17 protein-coding genes and 1 pseudogene are annotated in these 19,175 nt (G+C 59.6%); 11 read left to right on the plus strand and 7 right to left on the minus strand.

Annotated elements, in window-relative coordinates; all coding sequences use genetic code 11:
- From NKJ94_RS32960 to cyoD, 7 genes are all read left to right on the plus strand, one after another.
- The coding region (locus NKJ94_RS32960; protein ID WP_352531443.1) for a glucoamylase family protein at window positions 1-143 on the plus strand (143 nt) is incomplete at its 5' end.
- A 170-nt stretch (window positions 144-313) separates the two neighbouring features.
- Entirely contained in the window at window positions 314-2,026 is a 1,713-nt protein-coding gene (locus NKJ94_RS32965; RefSeq protein WP_352531405.1) for a thiamine pyrophosphate-dependent enzyme, read from the plus strand.
- A gap of 372 nt (window positions 2,027-2,398) precedes the next feature.
- On the plus strand, window positions 2,399-3,430 hold the full coding sequence (locus NKJ94_RS32970) for a heme o synthase (RefSeq protein WP_352531407.1): 1,032 nt from the start codon (window positions 2,399-2,401) through the stop codon (window positions 3,428-3,430).
- Window position 3,431: 1 nt separating this feature from the next.
- Complete coding sequence (gene cyoA, locus NKJ94_RS32975; RefSeq protein ID WP_352531409.1) at window positions 3,432-4,310, plus strand: ubiquinol oxidase subunit II; 879 nt, start codon at window positions 3,432-3,434, stop codon at window positions 4,308-4,310.
- A gap of 2 nt (window positions 4,311-4,312) precedes the next feature.
- A complete protein-coding gene (cyoB, locus tag NKJ94_RS32980; protein ID WP_352531445.1) occupies window positions 4,313-6,292 on the plus strand; it encodes a cytochrome o ubiquinol oxidase subunit I in 1,980 nt (659 codons plus the stop codon).
- A complete protein-coding gene (gene cyoC, locus NKJ94_RS32985) occupies window positions 6,289-6,915 on the plus strand; it encodes a cytochrome o ubiquinol oxidase subunit III (RefSeq protein WP_352531411.1) in 627 nt (208 codons plus the stop codon). The genes cyoB and cyoC overlap by 4 nt, the downstream gene beginning before the upstream one ends.
- Complete coding sequence (gene cyoD / locus NKJ94_RS32990) at window positions 6,912-7,307, plus strand: cytochrome o ubiquinol oxidase subunit IV (RefSeq protein ID WP_352531413.1); 396 nt, start codon at window positions 6,912-6,914, stop codon at window positions 7,305-7,307. Before cyoC ends, cyoD begins: the two co-directional genes overlap by 4 nt.
- Before the next feature lie 574 nt (window positions 7,308-7,881).
- On the opposite strand, the gene NKJ94_RS32995 is transcribed toward cyoD, so the two are convergent.
- On the minus strand, window positions 7,882-10,314 hold the full coding sequence (locus tag NKJ94_RS32995; RefSeq protein ID WP_352531415.1) for a PAS domain-containing sensor histidine kinase: 2,433 nt from the start codon (window positions 10,312-10,314) through the stop codon (window positions 7,882-7,884).
- Window positions 10,315-10,726: 412 nt separating this feature from the next.
- On the opposite strand from NKJ94_RS32995, the gene NKJ94_RS37685 reads away from it, so the two are divergent.
- Window positions 10,727-10,873: a MoaF-related domain-containing protein gene (locus NKJ94_RS37685; RefSeq protein WP_502896238.1), complete on the plus strand. Its 147-nt coding sequence runs from the start codon at window positions 10,727-10,729 to the stop codon at window positions 10,871-10,873.
- A gap of 531 nt (window positions 10,874-11,404) precedes the next feature.
- Here the strand turns inward: NKJ94_RS37685 and NKJ94_RS33000 are convergent.
- Together NKJ94_RS33000 and NKJ94_RS33005 are read right to left on the minus strand one after the other, a co-directional pair.
- On the minus strand, window positions 11,405-11,737 hold the full coding sequence (locus tag NKJ94_RS33000) for an SDR family oxidoreductase (RefSeq protein ID WP_352531417.1): 333 nt from the start codon (window positions 11,735-11,737) through the stop codon (window positions 11,405-11,407).
- A 31-nt stretch (window positions 11,738-11,768) separates the two neighbouring features.
- Window positions 11,769-12,860, minus strand: coding sequence for a Gfo/Idh/MocA family protein (locus NKJ94_RS33005; RefSeq protein ID WP_352531419.1), 1,092 nt, complete (start codon window positions 12,858-12,860; stop codon window positions 11,769-11,771).
- Between the two features lie 236 nt (window positions 12,861-13,096).
- On the opposite strand from NKJ94_RS33005, the gene NKJ94_RS33010 reads away from it, so the two are divergent.
- Window positions 13,097-14,014, plus strand: coding sequence for a LysR family transcriptional regulator (locus NKJ94_RS33010; protein ID WP_352531421.1), 918 nt, complete (start codon window positions 13,097-13,099; stop codon window positions 14,012-14,014).
- Here the strand turns inward: NKJ94_RS33010 and NKJ94_RS33015 are convergent.
- Both NKJ94_RS33015 and NKJ94_RS33020 read right to left on the minus strand, forming a co-directional pair.
- Window positions 14,011-14,613, minus strand: a complete 603-nt coding sequence (locus NKJ94_RS33015; RefSeq protein ID WP_352531423.1) for a hypothetical protein — start codon at window positions 14,611-14,613, stop codon at window positions 14,011-14,013. The two genes, NKJ94_RS33010 and NKJ94_RS33015, sit on opposite strands and share 4 nt — an antisense overlap.
- A 541-nt stretch (window positions 14,614-15,154) precedes the next feature.
- Window positions 15,155-15,612 (minus strand): annotated as a pseudogene (locus tag NKJ94_RS33020) (TSUP family transporter); the annotation flags it as partial.
- Between the two features lie 142 nt (window positions 15,613-15,754).
- Between NKJ94_RS33020 and NKJ94_RS33025 the strand changes: the two are divergent.
- Window positions 15,755-16,399 carry a DUF1007 family protein gene (locus tag NKJ94_RS33025; RefSeq protein WP_502900761.1) on the plus strand — a complete coding sequence of 215 codons (645 nt, stop codon included), beginning with the start codon at window positions 15,755-15,757 and terminating at the stop codon, window positions 16,397-16,399.
- Between the two features lie 21 nt (window positions 16,400-16,420).
- Complete coding sequence (locus NKJ94_RS33030; RefSeq protein ID WP_352531449.1) at window positions 16,421-17,134, plus strand: HoxN/HupN/NixA family nickel/cobalt transporter; 714 nt, start codon at window positions 16,421-16,423, stop codon at window positions 17,132-17,134.
- 37 nt (window positions 17,135-17,171) lie between these two features.
- Here NKJ94_RS33030 and NKJ94_RS33035 read toward each other — a convergent pair whose 3' ends face one another.
- Window positions 17,172-18,173 carry a YncE family protein gene (locus tag NKJ94_RS33035; RefSeq protein ID WP_352531425.1) on the minus strand — a complete coding sequence of 334 codons (1,002 nt, stop codon included), beginning with the start codon at window positions 18,171-18,173 and terminating at the stop codon, window positions 17,172-17,174.
- A gap of 11 nt (window positions 18,174-18,184) precedes the next feature.
- A complete protein-coding gene (locus NKJ94_RS33040) occupies window positions 18,185-19,087 on the minus strand; it encodes a DUF1259 domain-containing protein (protein ID WP_352531427.1) in 903 nt (300 codons plus the stop codon).
- Window positions 19,088-19,175 lie beyond the last annotated feature (88 nt).

A 19,175-nucleotide genomic window follows, 5' to 3' on the forward strand; every position in this document is an offset into this window, starting at 1 on the left:
ATTGGTACGCGGACTCCTATCTCGCCATCGATCAGGGGCCGATCGTGGTCATGATCGAGAACTACCGGAGCGGGCTCCTGTGGCAACTGTTCATGAGCTGTCCAGAGATCCGGGCCGGCCTGGCGAAGCTCGGCTTTTCTTAGCGGGCAAAAGCCTCCGCTGTAATTTCACGAGAAAGATGATGAAGGGACGAGCGGGGACAATTCGCCGAACTATCGCGGCAATCCGATACAAGTCCTCGCAGTCCCAACCAAGATCAGCCAGCAGGGAAGCCACATGTTGAGACCCTGAAACGATCTAGGTGTTAGGCGGCATGAGCAAGCAGGTAGCAGATATCATCGTTGAAACGCTGCAGAGCGCAGGCGTCGAACATTGTTACGGCATCGTGGGCGACACGCTCAATCTGATCGCGCGTTCGCTCGAGCGAAGCAAGATCGAGTGGGTGTCAGTGAGACACGAGGAGGCCGGGGCTTTCGCGGCACAGGCCGAAGCACAACTTACGGGTCACTTGACGGCTGTCGCCGGAAGTTGCGGCCCTGGCAGCCTGCATTTCATCAACGGGATTTTTGAAGCAAACCGAAACCGCGCGCCGGTCATTCTCATCGCAAGCCAGATCATTCGCGATGAGTTGGGCTTCGATTTCGTCCAGGAGGTCGATTTCAAGCAGATCTACAAAAGCTGCAGCGTCTTCTGTGACATGATCTACACGGCGGAGCAGGCGCGACGCAAAACCGTTATCGCCTGCCAAACCGCCTTGTCGAAGCGGGGTGTCGCCGTTCTCATCGTCCCGGCGGACGTTTCCGCCTCAACGGTGCACGATGACATTCCGTACGCAGTTCACGTTTCAGAGCCCGTTGTTCGTCCGAGTGATGCTGATCTCGACGAAATCGCAGGGATACTCAACAAAAGCGGGAACCTTGCCATTTATGGCGGATCCGGCTGCCAGGGGGCGCATCAGGAAATCCTCGCCGTTGCCGAGAGGCTGAAGGCCCCGATCGCTCATACCTCGCGCGGGAAGGACTTCCTGGAGTTCGACAATCCCTACAACATCGGCATGACCGGGATGCTTGGCAATGAGGCCGGCTATCACGCCTTGCTCAACTGCGACACGCTGCTGCTTCTGGGGGCCGATTTTGCGTGGCGGCAATTCTATCCCGACAAGGCGAAGATTGTGCAAGTCGATATCGACCCGACACATCTCGGCCGACGGCATCCGGTCACAAAAGGTGTTGTCGGCGACGTGAAAACAACCCTGGAAGCGTTGCTGCCGAAGCTGGGGGAACGCACTGACGCCTCCTTCCGTGACCAATACGTGCGGCGCTATGCCAAAGCCAGGCAATCGGAAAAGACAAAGGCTGTCGCGGGTCACGGTGGGTGTATTCCTGGAACCTACCTCACCGAGGCGATCAACCGCCATGCCGCGAAGGACGCGGTATTTTCTGCGGACGATGGCACACCGGCCGCTTGGCTTGTTCGCTACATCGAAACCAATGGTCGGCGCCGCACGTTCGCCAGTCTGCTGCATGGAACTATGGCTGGCGGTTTGCCATCGGCCCTTGGGCTGCAGAAGTCTCAGCCAGGCCGCCAGGTCATCTGTCTGGCCGGCGATGGCGGGCTCTCAATGCTTTTCGGGGACCTGATGACCGTGGTGCAGGAGGAATTGCCGATCAAGATTGCGGTGTATGACAACGGCAAGCTCGGCTTCGTGGAGATCGAGCAGAAGGCCGAGGGGATGCTCGATACATTCACGCGGCTAAAAAACCCGAACTTTGCCGAAGTTGGGCGAGCGTTGGGCCTCTGGGGCCAAACGGTTTCCAAGGCCGACGACCTTGAAGCGAGCGTCAAAGACTGGCTTGCGCAACCGGGGCCCGCGCTGCTGCACGTGCACGTCAGTCCATTGCAGCTGGTCATGCCACCATTCATGGCCGCGGCACCAGCAGTTGGCATGGCGCTTTATTCAGCTCGCGCCGTTTTGCACGGTCGGGGAGGGGATGTTTGGGAAATGGTGAGGGAAAACTTCCTGTGACCCGGCATCGTCGTGTCGAACAGGCAAATGCGGCCCTGCGGCTGCAGGCGATGCTGTCGCCAGGCCAACCATTTATCGAACTGCGCGTAGGGCTTCACGTCAGTGTCCGCTCGGATCGTGATCGTGCTGACCCGTATGACCGAAGCGAGGAGGCTTCCCCGAGACGTGAATTGGATGCGCCTGTCTTGCTGAGGAATTCACCTCTCTGAGGGGTAAGGCAGAATTGCAACCCAATCTTTGAGCATGATCGGTACCGGTTCAGCAGCACCGTACAAGCATAACTCCCCTAGAAGATGCAAGCTCGAGGAATAGTGACGACCTCGATGACGACGCTTCAATGGCCTTTATTCGAATGAACTCGGAGCAGCAGAAATGAGCGTCAAGACCATTGCTTATCAGTTTAGCCAGACTCGGGGCGAGGCCGGTCTATTGCACACCCGTGCAATTGATTTCTGCATGCTCATGAAGCCACGAGTGATGGTGCTTGCTGTCTTCACCGCGTTCGTTGGATTGGTTATCGCCCCGGTTGACCTGCATCCCCTCAACGCGTTCGTCGCAGTTCTCGCGATCGCTGCGGGGGCCGGCGCCGCCGCAGTGCTCAATATGTGGTACGACGCCGATATTGACGCCGTCATGGCGCGTACTGCGAAGCGGCCAATCCCACGCGGCAAGGTGTTGCCGATCGAAGCTCTCGTATTCGGGATTGTTCTTGCGATGGCTGCGATCGCGGTACTTGCCCTGGCGACCAACGTCGCAGCGGGCACACTGCTCGCGCTCGCAATCCTCTTCTACGTCATTGTGTACACGGCGTGGCTGAAGCGGCTCACGCCACAGAATATCGTCATCGGCGGCGCTGCCGGCGCACTTCCGCCGGTCATTGGCTGGGCAGCTGCGACTGGCCAAATCGGGATCGAGCCGCTGGTCCTGTTCCTCATCATCTTCCTCTGGACGCCGCCCCATTTCTGGGCACTGGCCCTCAACCGCACGGATGAGTATGCCGGTGCCGGCGTACCAATGCTGCCCGTCGTTGCAGGGCGCGCCGCAACGACGCGGCAGATCCTGATCTACTGCGCGCTCTTGTCTGCGGCTTCCGTGCTGCCCTGGGCGCTCGGGTTTGCCGGCCCAATCTACGCTGCGGCAGCCATCGGATGCGGAGCAAAACTTGTCGTGCTCGCGATCCAGTTGCGCATAAGCGACGAGGCCGACCGCCGCGCTCCACGCCGTCTGTTCGCTTTCTCCATTTTCTATTTGTTCGTGTTGTTTGCAGCGGTCCTGATCGACCACGCCGATCAGCCGCAGCGCTCCACGCCTGTGTTCAGTTCCCGGACTGTCCACGCCGAAGCTCTGCCCAATGCAGCCCGAGCCGCAGGCATTTCAATCACCACCGGCACAGATGAGGTTTGATATGCGGCTCAGGTTGCTCGCTACCAGCTTGATCGGTGTAGTGACGCTCGCGGGCTGTTCGGAAGGTGTTCTCAGTCCGCAAGGACCTGTTGCCGCCGCCGAACGACTGGTTCTGTTCAACTCGCTCGGCATCATGCTGGCGATCGTGATCCCAACGATCCTCGCCACACTCGGTGTCGCCTTTTGGTTTCGGTCCTCGAATGGGCGCGCTCGCTACTTGCCCGATTTCGAGTATTCGGGTCGTCTCGAACTGCTCGTCTGGTCGATCCCTGCCATGACGGTGCTGCTGGTTGGTGGCGTTGCCTGGGTCGGCGCGCATGACCTCGATCCGCGCAAGCCAATTGCTTCCGCCGTCGACCCTGTCAGGGTTCAGGTGGTCTCGCTCGACTGGAAATGGCTGTTCATCTATCCCGACCAGGGCATCGCAAGCGTCAATCGATTGACCATCCCGGCTGGTACTCCGGTCAGCTTCGAACTGACCTCCTCGGGCGTGATGAACAGCTTCTTCGTCCCGCAGCTCGGCGGCCAAATCTACACCATGGCGGGAATGGCAACGCATCTTCACTTGCAGGCCGACCATCCTGGAACCTATCGAGGGCTGTCGGCCCAGTATAGCGGCGAGGGTTTCGCCGACATGCGGTTTGCCGTTGATGCGGTGCCAGCCGCGGCCTTCTCGCAGTGGGTGAACGCAACGCGCGACGCCGGCCCGATGCTCGACGCACAAGCCTATGCCGATCTGGCCAGGCCAAGCGAAGCCGTATCGCCTTTCACCTACCGCGACGTCGCTCCCGACCTGTTCAATCACATCCAGAGCTTTGCTGCGCAGCCGAATGATCCGGCGCGGCTCGCAGTTCTGACGTCACAGAGGACAGACAAATGAACCTGCTCGGCAAGCTCGACTGGAGCGCCATCCCATTCGACCAGCCGATCATCATGGGGGCAGGGGCCTTCATGGTCCTGGCCATCGTCGGCATCCTGTCATGGGTCACGCTGAAAGGATATGTCCCCTATCTGTGGCGCGAATGGATCACGTCCGTCGACCACAAGCGGATTGGCGTCATGTACTTCCTGCTGGCGCTGGTCATGCTGCTGCGCGGATTTTCCGACGCGATTATGATGCGGGCGCAGCAGGCCGTCGCTGCCGGCGGCTCCCAAGGGTATCTGCCGCCGGAGCATTTCGATCAGGTCTTCTCGGCACACGGCACCATCATGATCTTCTTCGTGGCGATGCCGTTCGTCATTGGCCTGATGAACTTCGTCCTGCCGCTGCAGCTTGGCGTCCGCGATGTTGCTTTTCCGACGCTGAACTCGGTGAGCTTCTGGTTGACCGCCTCGGGCGTCCTGCTGATCAACGTCTCCCTGGTTGTCGGTGAATTCGCCAAGACGGGATGGATCGCCTATCCGCCACTCAGCGAGCTGCAATTCTCGCCCGGCGTCGGCGTCGATTACTATCTGTGGTCGCTGCAGATCTCGGGCGTCGGCACTCTCCTGACCGGGATCAATTTCGTCACCACAATCCTGAAACTGCGGGCACCGGGAATGGGCTACATGCGCATGCCCGTCTTCTGCTGGACTTCGCTTGCGGCCAACTTTCTCATTGTCGCGGCCTTTCCGGTTCTGACCGCCACCTTGGCGATGCTGCTGCTCGACCGGTATCTCGGCTTCCACTTCTTCACGGTCGACGGACAGGGCAATGCGATGATGTACGTCAACCTGTTCTGGGTCTGGGGTCATCCGGAAGTCTACATCCTGATCCTTCCGCCGTTCGGCATCTTTTCGGAAGTCGTCGCAACTTTCTCGGGCAAGCCGCTGTTCGGCTATCGCTCCATGGTGGCTGCTACAATGGCGATTTGCATCCTCTCCTTCCTCGTCTGGCTGCATCACTTTTTCACGATGGGCGCGAGCGCCGACGTCAACGGCTTCTTCGGCGTCATGACCATGATCATCGCCGTGCCGACAGGCGTGAAAGTCTTCAACTGGCTGTTCACGATGTACGGCGGGCGCATCCGCTTCGAGGTGCCGATCCTGTGGTCGGTGGGATTTATGGTGACCTTCGTCATTGGCGGCATGACCGGCGTGTTGATGGCAGTGCCTCCGGCCGATTTCCAGCTCCACAACAGTCTCTTCCTAGTCGCGCATTTCCACAACGTCATTATCGGCGGCGTCGTGTTCGGCGTCATGGCGGGCTACAATTATTGGTTCCCCAAGGCATTCGGCTTCAAGCTCGACGAGCGCTGGGGCAGGGCATCGTTCTGGTGTTGGCTGATCGGCTTCTACGTCGCCTTCATGCCGCTCTACGTGCTGGGCCTGATGGGCATGACCCGGCGCATGCAGCACTATGACAATGTCGCCTGGCAGCCATGGCTGGTCGTGGCGACGATCGGCACCGTGATCATTCTGGGCGGGATTGCCTGCCAGATCGTGCAGCTGGTTGTCTCGATCCGCGACCGCGACCTGCTTCGCGTGACCGGCGATCCTTGGAATGGCCGCACGCTGGAATGGTCCACGGCCTCGCCGCCGCCGGCCTGGAACTTTGCGGTCCTGCCGCAGGTGGCCGAGCGGGACACCTACTGGGTCACGAAACAACGCGCCGGCGAACAGCAGGCTCAACCCGAGCCACCGCCCCAGTACGAGCCGATTGAAATGCCAAAGAACAGCCCAGTCGGGTTCGTCAACGCCTTCTTTGCCGTCGTCATAGGTTTCGCCCTGATCTGGCACATCTGGTGGATGGCCGGGCTGGGACTATTCGGCACGTTCCTGACGATACTCATCTTCGCCTTTCGCGATGGGGACGAAACCGAGGTGCCGGCAATGCAGCTCGCCCAATTCGATCGGCTTTACCGGGCGGGGGTGGCGATATGAACGTCACCGTTGCCGTTGAGGCTGGTAAACCTTTGCCGAGCGCGAGCGAAGCCGGCCCGGCGCCAAAGCGCGTTGTCGTTGCTTACGGCTTCTGGATCTTCCTGCTGAGCGACATCGTCATGTTCTCGGCGCTCTTTGCCGGCTACGCAGTGTTGCGGCATGCCACCGCGGGCGGACCGACCGGCGCCGAGTTATTCAGTCAGGGTAGGGTCGCCATCGAAACCGCTTGTCTTCTGGCGTCCAGCTACACATGCGGGCTGATGGCATTGGCGGTCAACTCGCGACGCCGCCACGGCACATATCTGGCTGCCTTGCTCACCTTCGCGCTCGGCGCTGCGTTCCTCGCTCTGGAGATGCGCGAATTCGCCGACATGATCGCACATGGCGCGAGCCCCCAACGCAGCGCATTTCTCTCATCGTTCTTCGCCCTCGTTGGCTGTCACGGAATTCATGTCGCCGCCGGTCTGATCTGGCTGGGGGTGATGATGGCGCAGGTCGCGGTGAAAGGGCTTCAGGCACCCGTACTGCGTCGGCTGCAGTGCTTTTCACTCTTCTGGCATGCGCTCGACATCATCTGGATTGGGCTGTTCACGGTGGTCTATTTGATGGGAATCGCTCCATGACTGCAACACGTTACGATCGCGCTCCCGGCGACCGGTCGATATTGACCGACAAGGATGAGCCAATCTCCTCCGGGGTGCTCGTCTACACCATTGGCCTGCTTCTGGCGGTGATACTGACAGGCCTGTCGTTCTGGGTGGCCAACACATCACTGCTCTGGGCAGCCGGAATTCCTCTCGGCCTTGCCGTCCTCGCGATTGCCCAGATGGGTGTCCACCTGGTGTTCTTCCTGCACCTCACGACCGGCCCGGACAACACCAACAACGTGCTCGCGCTCGCCTTTGGCGTGCTCATCGTGTTCCTGGTGATGGCCGGTTCCCTTGTGATCATGGCCAACCTGAACGGCTCAATGATGCCGCCTGCCGGCCCGATGGATATGCAAATGCACTACTGACCCTTTGAGCGGGCAGCCTAGGCTAGCTCACCGCCTATGGCGCCACACCGCCGTGATGGTGCCACAGGATTGCCTCTCAATGCTGGCCTTCACCGTCGAACCAGAGGGTGTCGATCCGGCAGGCGAGCGATCACCCAATTACCAGCGCGGCCGTCGATGGGATGACCGCTTAACCCGAGAGAGAAGGACCAGACCACGAACTCCAAAGCCATCAGCCTTGCTGCTGCATTTGCTTTTTCTGCTATTGGCAGCGCCGCACTCGCCGGCGCGCTCGATGAATCTGCCACCACTGCGCCGTTTTACATGATTCGAATCTGAAGACGTTGAGGCCAATGCTTGAATTGAAGGCGGCAAGTCGATGCCCAAGGAAAAGGAGGAGGAAGTGGTCAGGCTTTGCAATGACCCCTCCACGCGTCTCGAAGAGTTCTGCCCGGTCGTGAATGCCCTGCACAAAATGCAATAGTCCTCGATCGGGGCTCAAAGGGGTGGCGGGTTCCAGCCCGCCATCCGATTTTTTGTTTGATATCCCGATGCTTTCTGGGTGCGACCTACCACCCCGAATAAAAGCACGATACTATACGGTGTCCTCGTGCCGCTCTCTTGCCTGCTGAGCTTCCGGAAAAGAATTTGTGACTTCCTGTTCCGCGGTTGGCAAGATGAACTGAAAAACAGCGCCGCGAGGCTCATTCGTATCGGCCCATAGGTGGCCCCTATGGGCATCAATGATCGACCGGCAGATCGACAGCCCCATCCCGACGCCGCTGGACTTCGTGGTGTAGAAAGCCTCGAAAACTGTATCGAGATGGTCCGGATCAATGCCCGGACCTGAATCGCGCACAGACACGAGAACGCCACCGGTCTGCGCTTGCTCCGTGCTGATCGACATCTCCCGTAGCCCGGCCTGGAGCGTACTCATGGCTTCGACAGCGTTCAGGATCAGGTTCAGCACGACTTGCTGCAGTTGAACACGATCCCCCTCGACGGGAGACAGCCCCTCCGCGAGGCGGGTTCGGACCGAGACTCCATTCTCGGTGACCGCACTTCCCGCCAACAGAATCAACTCGTTGATCGCTTCATTGAGATCAAAAAGATGCTTTCGCGGAGGCGCTTTCTTGATTTGATCACGGATCCTGTCGACGATGTTTCCCGCTCGATCGGCGTCGCCCACGATAGAGGCGAGCGCTTCCCGGATTTCGCCCAGATCCGGTGGATTTCTGTCCAGAAAGTGCATGGCCGCACGGGCGTTGTTGCGTGCCGCGGCAACCGGCTGCGTGATTTCGTGAGCCAGCGAAGCAGTCAGTTCTCCCATTACGCTCAGGCGGTTCATGTGCGCGAGATCTGACTCCAGCTGACGCAGCCTCTCGCGCTCTGCCTGGGCGCGCATGAGTGCTGTCACGTCGGTGCCGGTGCCGCGATAGCCACGGAATTCTCCCTCGGCGTCAAACACTGGCTTGCCGCTGGCTTTCACATAGATGGGAGAGCCGTTACGGCGAGCGGAGCTATATACGAAGTCGCGGAACGGTTTGCGTGAATCGAGAGTTGCCTGGATAAGCCGCCACTTCTCCGGCTCCGTTTCAAGATCGAGCGCGTGATCCCAGCATCCCGTGCCCATTCGGTCAGCCGCGTACGAACCAAACGCATTCTCGGTCAGCAGCGTGAACTTGTAGTCAGGACCGATTTCCCAAAACCAATCGGAGGCGGTCTCGGCGTAGTCGCGGAACTTCGCCTCGCTCTCCCGCAATCCTTCCTCGGCGCGCATGAGCTCTTCAATATCCAGAGTCGCCCCGACCCAAAGCTGCAGCGTTCCATCGCTGGCCCGAAGGGGTTCGGTGCGAGTGAGCAGCCAGCGGTAGTTTCCTTGAGCGTCGCGGACACGATAGCTGTGCTCATAGCCCTCGCCCGTGCGCAGACTGTTCGACCAATATTTGCGGCCCTTTTCCTGGTCGTCGGGGTGCAAAAACGGGATATGGGCGTCCCACGGTACACCGATGTCGATGCCGAAACGCAAGGGATGATCCTTCGGAAGACCAAGGAAATCCCCTTGTCGTTTACTCACAAAGGTAAGGCCGCCTGATGGAGGCGCGTACCAGGTAAGCGCCGGAAGCACATTTAGGATGGTCCGTAGCTGGGCCTCGAATCTGGGTCGCTCTTCGGCCTTCTTGCCTTCATCGACATCAACCGTCACACCGTACCACTGGACGATGCGGCCTTGCTGATCCCGCAGAGGCTCAATCCTGAATTGATGCCAACGGAACTCGCCGTCCGCTCGGCGTAAGCGCGTCACCCATTGGTTCGGCGTTCCAGCGTGAATGGCTTGATAGAAAGCCCTCGCGGTTTCTGGAAAGTCATCCGGGTGGACAAGCACTTCCCAGCCAAGGCGCTTGAACCCCTCAAATCGCATCCCGCTGTAATCTAGGAGGCGCTGGTTCATGTGCGTCGGTTCGCCGGCGGGATCCGTTGACCAGAGGAAGGCTGGTACCGTTTCGAAGATTTGACGGAGCTTGTATTCGCTCTCCCGCAGCCCTTCCTCGGCGCGCTTGAACTCTTCAATATCCATAGTCGCCCCAAGCCATAGCAGTAGAGTTCCATCGCTTGCCCGAAGCGGTTCGAAGCGAGTGAGGAACCAGCGGTAGTCTCCTTGAGCGCTACGAACTCGATAACTATGCTCACCACCTTCGCCCGTGCGCAGACAGATTGACCAGTATTTGCGTGATTCTTCGTGGTCGTCCGGATGCAATAACGGGATCCAGTCGTCCCACCGTGCGTCAGTGCCGATGCCGAAACGTAGGGGATGATCTTGCGGAACACCAAGATAATCCGCAGTTCGTTTGTTCACAAAAGTGAGGGCACCGGACGGAGCCGCGTACCAGGTATATGCCGGAAGCACGTTTAGAATCGCCTGCAGCTGTGCCACGAATCTGGGCCATTCTTCGGCCTTCCTGCCTTCGGCGATGTCAACAGACAGGCCGAAAATTGCCTCCTTAGCTCCGTCACCCTTCTTTGGCATAGATCGCTCCATGGCCGCTACAGATTCGGACCTGCCTTTGTCGGAGACGCCATGTCGCAGACGATCGCTACGCCTCAGCAAAGGTGGCGGTGATCTTACCCCTTGCGCCAGAGACGGACCATAGGATCCTTTCGACCTCGGACGACTGGCGTAGCTTTCCGCGAGATGCGCCTCATAGGCGTTCTGCGGAAGCAGCCCGCAATGATCGGTCTCCTCCATGATCGGCGGCCTCCCCTATGTCTGAGTTCGAAGAACACTGGAAGCTATATGACGTCCACTTCAGCAAGTTTCATGTGCATCTCTATTTAGAATCAGAAACATCGGTGACCCACTGGTCAATTGACTCGAGCGGCAATGAGACCGGGTCCGAAACGGTAACAACGCTGATAAAGGACCTGGGCACAGCGTCTACTTGGTCACGTGGCAGGAGGCCGATGGCGAAGCGGTCGTGCATATCGAGGACTTTGGCGCGGGGCAGATCTATACGCATATTGTCTGGTGGGACCTGGCGACGAGCCCCCCAGCTTATGACGGACCATGGCCATTCGTGCAAATCTAGGCGGAGTTCCATCGTGAAATCATTCGATATCCCCTAACGCGCCGTTCGCTGCTGCGGGCTGGTGCTACAGCTGCGGTTCTATCCGGTGTCGCCAGCGCCCAAGCCGCCACGCCCTCGACGAGGCTTCGATACTCCATTCTCGACCCAAATCTTCCAGGAAACATTGTTCCGGCCCTGAAGACGGCAATCGCAAAGATGCTGGCTTTGCCACCGTCGGATCCGCGGAACTGGTACCGAATGCCAATTGTTCATGCACTCGATTGCCCCCATGGGAACTCGTGGCTTCTACCTTGAGCCTTCGTTCGAGGCCATCTGCCGTGAACTGTCGGGAGACGCCAATTTCAGTTGGGATTGGACGACCGATCCGGCCGTCCCTAGGGTCATGTTCGAAGGGGATTTGAATCCAAACGACAGCTATCAAGGGGAAACGGCTGCGCTGTTCCGTGCGGCGTTCGAGCCAATCGTCAAGGCAACCGACTTGTGGGCGGTCGTCAAAGATGCGGATGGCATGCTCGATGCGGCAAGCCCTTATTATAAATTGCCATCGCGGGCCGTCAGGTGTGCAGTTTCAAGTTCGTCAAACGTCAAAGAAGGCAGGGTCAAGTTATTGTTGCTCATCTCGTCTGGCGTTCCGAGACGGCCGAGAGGAACGTTGCGGAAGGCGGCGGCCTCCTGCTCTTGGTTGAACAAATCCGAAAGCCCTGGGGTCGCTATATGGCCCGGGCTCAGCATGTTACGGACGATTTCGTCGAAGAGAGTGCTGCCGACCGCTTGGCGTTGCGATAGTACGCGACGACCGCTGCACGGGCCGCTGCCATTGGCGATCTCTGCACCGAGGCCTGTAGATGTGGCAGCGCCGGTCACCTCGCGATCCAGCCGGTCAAATCATTCACCGTCATTCCTCCCGATTGGGAATGATTTGCCGCTCGCCCCGGTCGGCGGCGCGCCTTACAGCCTCGATGAGACGGGCGTTGTGAACAGCGTGTCCAAATCCGGGCGTGCTGTAGGTCCCCGCACGCAGATCACGGGCAAGACCAGCATAGATCTCTCCGACGTTTACCGCCGCCCCCATCAGCCCACCAGTGACTGTGGCTCGGTCGGGTGCCACGAATGGGATGTTCGAGACGAGCCTGAGGTCCCCCGCCTGGAAGCCATAAGGGTGATCGCTGGTCAAGCTGAGCCATCCTTCCGATCCCCTGATATCGAATGTGAAACGAACCTGTTCCCCCTGACCCCCGGCGTCGAAATCGGCCGTGAACGCGGTGCCGGAGCGCGTCTTTCCGATAACGCCGACGTAGTCGGCAGTTTCGCGGACGCTCTCTTCGCCCGTCTCTGTCAGTTTGACCATGGGCCAGCGAATCTCGGTCCGGGCGTCAACCTCGACAATCTGTCCTAGGACCGCTTCCACCACATCGACCGTATGCCCGCCGCAAATGGTTAGCAGGTTGGCGCCAGAAGATGCCTTATTAAAAAAGTCATGCGCCGAGGGGACTTCTGGTCCAAATCCAAAGGTTGGCGAGACGATTCTGGCGCTTAGCGGCCGCCCGATCTTTCCAGAGGACACTAACTCGGCCGCGCGTCGTGCGGCGGGATTGTGCCGGCCTTGCAATCCGATCGCCGTGTGGTTTGAACCCACCGCGCGCGCCATCTCCTCAGTCTCTGCGACGCTGCGTCCGAGAGGCGCCTCGCAATAGACCGCTTTGCCAGCATGGAGCGCCGCCAGAACGAGCTCGCGGTGTGCGGGCACCTTGACAGCGATCGTGACGAGATCAATCCGCTCATCTCGGATCATCTCGAAGGGATCGGAAAACCAGCGCTCCGCACCGAAGGCCTTAGCTGCCTCGCGTGCGCTCTGCTCGTTGCGCGTCGCCACAGCCGCGAGCTTGAGGCCGGGAAGACCATTGATGGCCGGAATGTGCGAGACCTTCGCCCAACTTGATCTGGTGTCCGCACCGATGATTCCGACGCGAATTTCTTCATGGGTCACTGCTTTACCTTTTCATTCAAGTGATCAATTGAAATGACGTAGCCAGTACTGACGCACTGCGTCTTTCTCGGTTACTCGCTGCCGTCCTGGGTGAGGTCGAAAGTGCACATTGCCGAACGCGGACTAGCATCGCTGCCGGTCTTGCATCTCATAAGCAAGATATGCGTAGATCATGGCCACACAATCACGCTCAACCCGAACACGCTGTCCGAAATTTCCTGACAATAGGGACCCCGATGGACCGCTTCGCAAGCATCACGGCATTTGTGCGGGTCGCTGAGAGTGGCGGCTTCTCGGCTGCAGGCCGCCGCCTGAACCGGTCTAAGGCGACGGTCAGCGGCCAGGTCCAAGCGCTAGAAAATGCCGTTGGCGCGCGACTGCTGAACCGTACGACCCGGCGGATTAGCCTGACCGAGATTGGCCGTGGCTATTACGAGAGCTGCGTACAGATTCTCCAGGATCTGGAGGAGGCCGACGAAGCGGCTGGCGCACTGCAGGCTATCCCACGCGGCCAGCTCCGCGTCTATTGCCACCAGAGCATCGCCCGGTTCGTCGCACCGGTAGTCACCGATTTCCTGACCCGGCATCCTGAGGCGTCGGTGGATATTCGCATCGGATACGGGATGATCGACCTAGTGCAGGAGGCGTTCGACTTGGGGATCAGCCCGCTCTCGCCGCCCGACTCCACCCTCGTCGGACGACGCCTCGGGAGTTTGAGTCCAATTGTCTGCGGCGCTCCCGCATACCTCGAAAAGCATCCGGCACCGCAATCCCCGGCCGATCTGGCCGGCCACAACTGTCTGCGCCACCCATACGCACCACCGTCTCCAGACGAGTGGCATTTCTTGGACGCCGCCGGCAAGCCGGTGGTGGCGCGCGTATCGGGAAACCTGATCACCAGCAACCTCGAAACGATGCGCGCCGCCGCCGCGGCCGGGATCGGTCTGGTGTTGACGGTCCCGTATCTGATGGCGGACCTATTGGCCTCGGGAGCGCTAGTGCCGCTACTACCCCACTACCGAGCGCAAAGTTTTGATATAAAAGCGCTTTATCCCCATCGCCGGCACCTGAGCGCCAAGGTTCGCGTGTTTATCGACATGCTGGTAGGCCGGTTCGCCGAGCAAGAGCGCTGGCTCGAGCGAGCCTCCGGCTAGGTCATCGACGGGAAGTCCGGTTTCGCAACTTGTGCCGCTTCGTCGAGCGCATGATCGCACCGCCCGCCGTCGAGCGCTGGGCAGAGAATGTAATCAAGCGGACCATGGCGTCGTACGTTCAGGCCTGGGCCATGCTGCGCGAGGCGCGCGAATTCTTGGCCCAAGACGACGGCCGGAAAGCAGAGGTAAATCACATGGACCAGAACAGCCGGTTCGCCACCTTGGCGCACCGCAACCATGTCGCGCTTTGCGAGGCGTTGGGCGGGTTCATCTGCGCGCCAGCGGTTTCGGCGGCAAAGCTGGACCTCCATACGACCGTTGTTACACCTCGAGCAAACGTCACCAAGGAGGAAGTTGTTGAGGTCCAAGCGACGGATCGTCGTCTGTTCGGTGAGTTGGGCCGACAGTCCGTCCGTACTGTTCGCTTCCATCCGCGGGAACTCGATGACGTCGCGAACCGCATCGAACTCCTTGAGTGCCCAAAACGGGAAGACGTGCTCTCGCGACCGGCTTCGCACAGTTTCGGGGTCCCTGACGGGATTGCGGCAGAAAACGCAGGTCTTTTCTTTCTCAGATATAAGCACCAGCCAGTTGGCCACGGCCTGGCGGCAAGGTTTACTTGCGGGTTAGCACAGCGCGCACTCTCGAAGGAGAGGAGATGAAGGCTGCACTTCATGGAGGCCGAGACCTCGCCCTCGACGCACTAGGTGACCTGTCTCGCCCACGGACCCGACTTCGAGCGAACCGCCGCTGTGGCCAAGACGCGTGGATGGACACCACTATCCGGTGACGCAGCGCTTGTTCCGGTCGATGACGTCGATGCCTTCCAAGGGTGGAAGGTGACTGGCAACGACTACCTGCCGGAACCATGATCGCGGTGATCAAAGCCACTTGAACGGCAAGGTTGTGCAGACCTGCTCCATCAGGCTGTTCGAAGTCGACCGCGCGACATTCGAGCAGCGCTTCTTCGCCCGGACGGACGCCGAAAAAATCGGCGAGGACCGGAATGGAGATCAGGTTTCCAAACTCTACATATTGATTGCCGGCAGTCGTAAGCAGCTTGTCCACTTGACATCGCCGATCGACAACGGGGGATCGAACACACTATTGCAAGCTCGATCGCCGAGGACTGAGAGGACGCTACTTATGGCGCCACACTTTGTAAGCCGAGATGACAAAGATTGCCGCCAACAGCGGCAGCAGCACTTTCTCTGGCACGATGCCCAGCGACATGCCGCCAATCGACGTTCCGACGATCGATCCCATTGCTATAAGGATCACGAACGATCTGTTGCGCGCGATCACCCCAAGGAGATCCTGCGAATAGCGGGTGAAACCAACGATCATCGTCGGCAGGCTCACGGCAAGCGACATGCTGCCAGCTAGTTTTATGTCTATCCCAAAGAGCAGGACAGTGTCGGGATAAGCAATTCCCCACCGGCTACGCCCAACAGTGACGCGACCACTCCGATGACGAAACCGGCGATGACCCCAGCAATGATCAATGCTGCCCCACTGAAAGGCGGAAGGCTCGTCGCGCTCGGATCGTGGGCGAAGACCAAGACGATGGCGATAAGTAGCAGTAGCGCCGCAATCAATCATTGGGTGAAGGGCGATCTTTTGGCTGCCTCCGTGTGAGCAAGGGAGATAGCTGGCAAGGATTTCGGCCCGTCCCATTTCGGCCTGCTTGCAATGGGAGACATTCCGCCTGATTCCGAAACGATGAAATGTGAGCGAAAAATGCAACTGACAGGCATGGTATCAGGCGCGGCGCTGTTGCTCGCTTCCGCCGCGGCAGCGAACGCCCATCCGCATGTGTTTGCCGAAGCGACGCTGGACCTGACCGTCGGTCCAGACAGAACGCTCAAGTCGCTTCGGCATCTCTGGCGTTTCGACGACCTCTTTTCCAGCACCGTGCTGATGGAATTCGACAAGAATTCCGACCTTGTCCTTGATGCGAAGGAACTCGATGAAGTCGCTCTCACCGTCCATGCGTCGTTGGCCGAGTACAACTACTTTCAGATGGTGACCTTGAACGGCAAGGACGTGACGATGGCGCCACCGCCGAAGTTCAGCGTCAGCTATGAAAACGATCAACTCGTCGTCCAGTTCGAAACGCAGCCGAAGGACCCGCTGACCCTTGCTGGAAAAGTCAGCATCGGCGTCTACGACCCGACCTTCTACACGGCGATCGATTTTACCGACGACGAAAAGATTGCTGTGACTGGCCTGCCTGAAGGCTGCTCACGCGCCGTCGTGCGTCCAGATCCGGACACGGCCATCGCGCAGAACCAGAAGAGCCTGACAGACGCGTTCTTCAGTGACCCGACGGGGACCGATCTCGGCAAGATTTTCGCGACGCGCCTTGAATTGACGTGCAGCTGACCCGGAGCCGGTTCGATGGCCATGTTCCAGACGCTGGTCGAGTTCCAACGCACGATCTACCTGGCGCTGGCCGAGCAGATCAAACTGCTTTCGGCCGGCGGCGGCTGGCTGGCCTTCATGGCCTTTCTGCCGATGGGCGTGCTGTTCGGTGCGGCGCATGCCCTGACGCCGGGTCACAGCAAAGCCGTCCTGGCCACGTATTTGGCCGGTTCGGATGCAAAGGTTTCGCGCGGTCTTCTGGTGTCGCTGACGCTTTCCTTCACGCATGTGACGATCGCGGTGCTGATCGCGGCGCTCTCGTTGCCGTTGGTGTCGATTGCCCTGGGCAGTGTTGGCCGTGCGCCTCTACTGGAAGACGTCAGCCGCGGGTTGCTTGGCCTGATCGGCGCCTGGATGCTCTGGCGCGCATTGAGCCACGGCCATCACCACAAGCATGAAGGCGAGGCTGTGGGTGTGATGGCCGGCCTGATCCCATGCCCGCTGACGCTTTTCGTGATGACCTTTGCGATATCCAGAGGCGTTCCGGTCGCCGGCATACTGTTTGCAATTACCATGATGGTCGGCGTGGCGCTGACCCTGTCCTGCGTGGCGGTGTTGTCGATCCTGTTTCGGGAGCGCCTGGTGCATTTCTTCGACAGCCGGCCACGCCTGTTTGATATCATATCCAGGACCATCGAAGGTATCGCCGGCCTCATTCTAGCTGGCGTAGCCGTTTGGCAAATCTCGTCGAACTAAGAGGTATTTGACCCGGGCGACCGATGCCTGATCGGCATCATGGCGAAGGGCGGAATTCGAGGATAGCGGCCCGGGATCCAAGCCATCCAGCACGCGCGGCAACAAAGAGGCGATCGAGTTCCGGTGCGAAGAGCGAGGTTCGGGCTCCGCTGGAAGTCGCCACACGTTCGACCGGCCCGAGCCCTTTTGGGCTGCGCTGCACAACATCGATCGCGCCGTCTCCGCAGCTCACATAGATTCGATCGCGCTTGCCGTCGAAGAAAACATCGTCAGCATCGCCGCATGTATCGAGGCTCGCGGTCACCGCACCACTTGCCGGATCCAGCAGAGCTAGCTTTGCCGGACAGCGGAACACAACTGCAAGCCGGCCCCCCGCGCTGTCGAGCGCCATCGGAAAATTCGCCGCCAGGCCTGGCAATTTCCAGGTGGCCACCTGCTTGCGCGATTTGAGGTCGACGACGGCGATCTGCCCGGCGTCCGGCACATTCGCGAACACCCGGGTCATCTTGGAGTCAAGCTGAAAGCTTTCGGGATGGCCGGCCAGTCTTATGTCTTCAAGCTTGGCTTGGGTCACAGGATCGAGGATGGCCAATCCGCCATCACCATATCCGACAAAAACATGGCCGGAAGACGGATCGATGCGGACATTGTCCGCGTCGTTGCCGAGAGCAGTGCTTCCCAGTGACGACATATCTCCTGCATGAAAGAACCGAACGGACCCGTCGCCGCCATTGGCAACGGCGACCACGTCCTGATCGGCAAGATATGCGACGCCCTGCGGCTCCTTCAGGCCGGTGATCCTATGGAGGATCTTACCGGTGTGAAGGTCGACAACATCGACGCTGTCGTTACCGAGTTCGGCGACGAACAGCCGCCTCCCAACACGATCGATCGCCATGTGATCGATGCGGCCCGAGACGTTTTCGAGCGGGATTGTTCGCTCGAGGATCAGAGGCGGCTCCGCCGCAGCCGGGCCGACTGAGCATACGATCAGGCGGATCGTGGCGATGAGCCCAAGGGCCACACTGGCGGCGCGCACTGGACCCGATCCTAGCTGTTCGCGAGGTTCATCTTGTCGAGAGCCGCCTTGAGGCCGCGCGCAAGCTTGGCGGCGTCGTCATTGGCCCAGAAATGCATGAAGAAGAGCCGCGGCTGCTCATCGATCATGTGGCTATGCAGTGCCGTGATCTCGATGCCGCTGTCTTGCAAGGCTTTGAGGACAGGATTGACCTCCGATGCGATCAATACAAAATCGCCCGTGATCGCCGCCTTGCCTCCTCCGGTTGACTGGAAGTTGATGGCAATGGCGGTACCCATGGACACTGGGACCGTCATGCCGCCGTCCGTGATCGTTTCGGCTCGTGGGATAGTGAACTGATAAACTCCGCCATTGGCCTTGCCTTTATGACCAATAGCCTGGTCGACGGCCGCCGTGTCGAACTCGATCTGCTGGGGGGCGGGTTGCGGCTGTTCGGCACCGGACGCGGCATTCTCCATCGGTGTCTTGCTCAGCGCCAACCCGGCATGAAGCGCCGTGGCGAGCGTGGCCGGGTCGCCCTGGCCAAAGACGTGCATGTACAGCGTCATTGGCTCCGCGCGCAGCAAATGGTTGTGCAACGCTGTGATCTCGATCCCACCTGCTTGAAGCTTCTTCATGACCGGGTTCACCTCGTCCTGCGTCAGAACGAGGTCACCCATGACCATGGCCTGATTCCCCATTGGTTCGAACGCTATCCAGCCTCCGAGGGCAAATCCTGGCTTCAAGGATACGCCATCGAGCGATACTTTCAGGTCGGTTCGTGGCAAGCCAACTCTATAGACGCCGTCGGCCTGCGTGGTTCCTCCTTTTCCCAGCGCCTTTCCGACCTGGCTCCAATCCAGATTGGCGGCGAACGAGGGGGTGACGAGGGTTGCGGCAGCAATGAGAACTGCCAAGCGGGTCGATAGTGTCATGGCGGTATTCCTCTTTCTTCACTGCGAATTGATCAGTCGGCCGTGATCTTCGGCATAGAGACAGGTGCGGTATTCGACGGCTGGATTG

This window comes from Mesorhizobium sp. M0060, assembly GCF_040323155.1.
GTDB lineage: Bacteria > Pseudomonadota > Alphaproteobacteria > Rhizobiales > Rhizobiaceae > Mesorhizobium.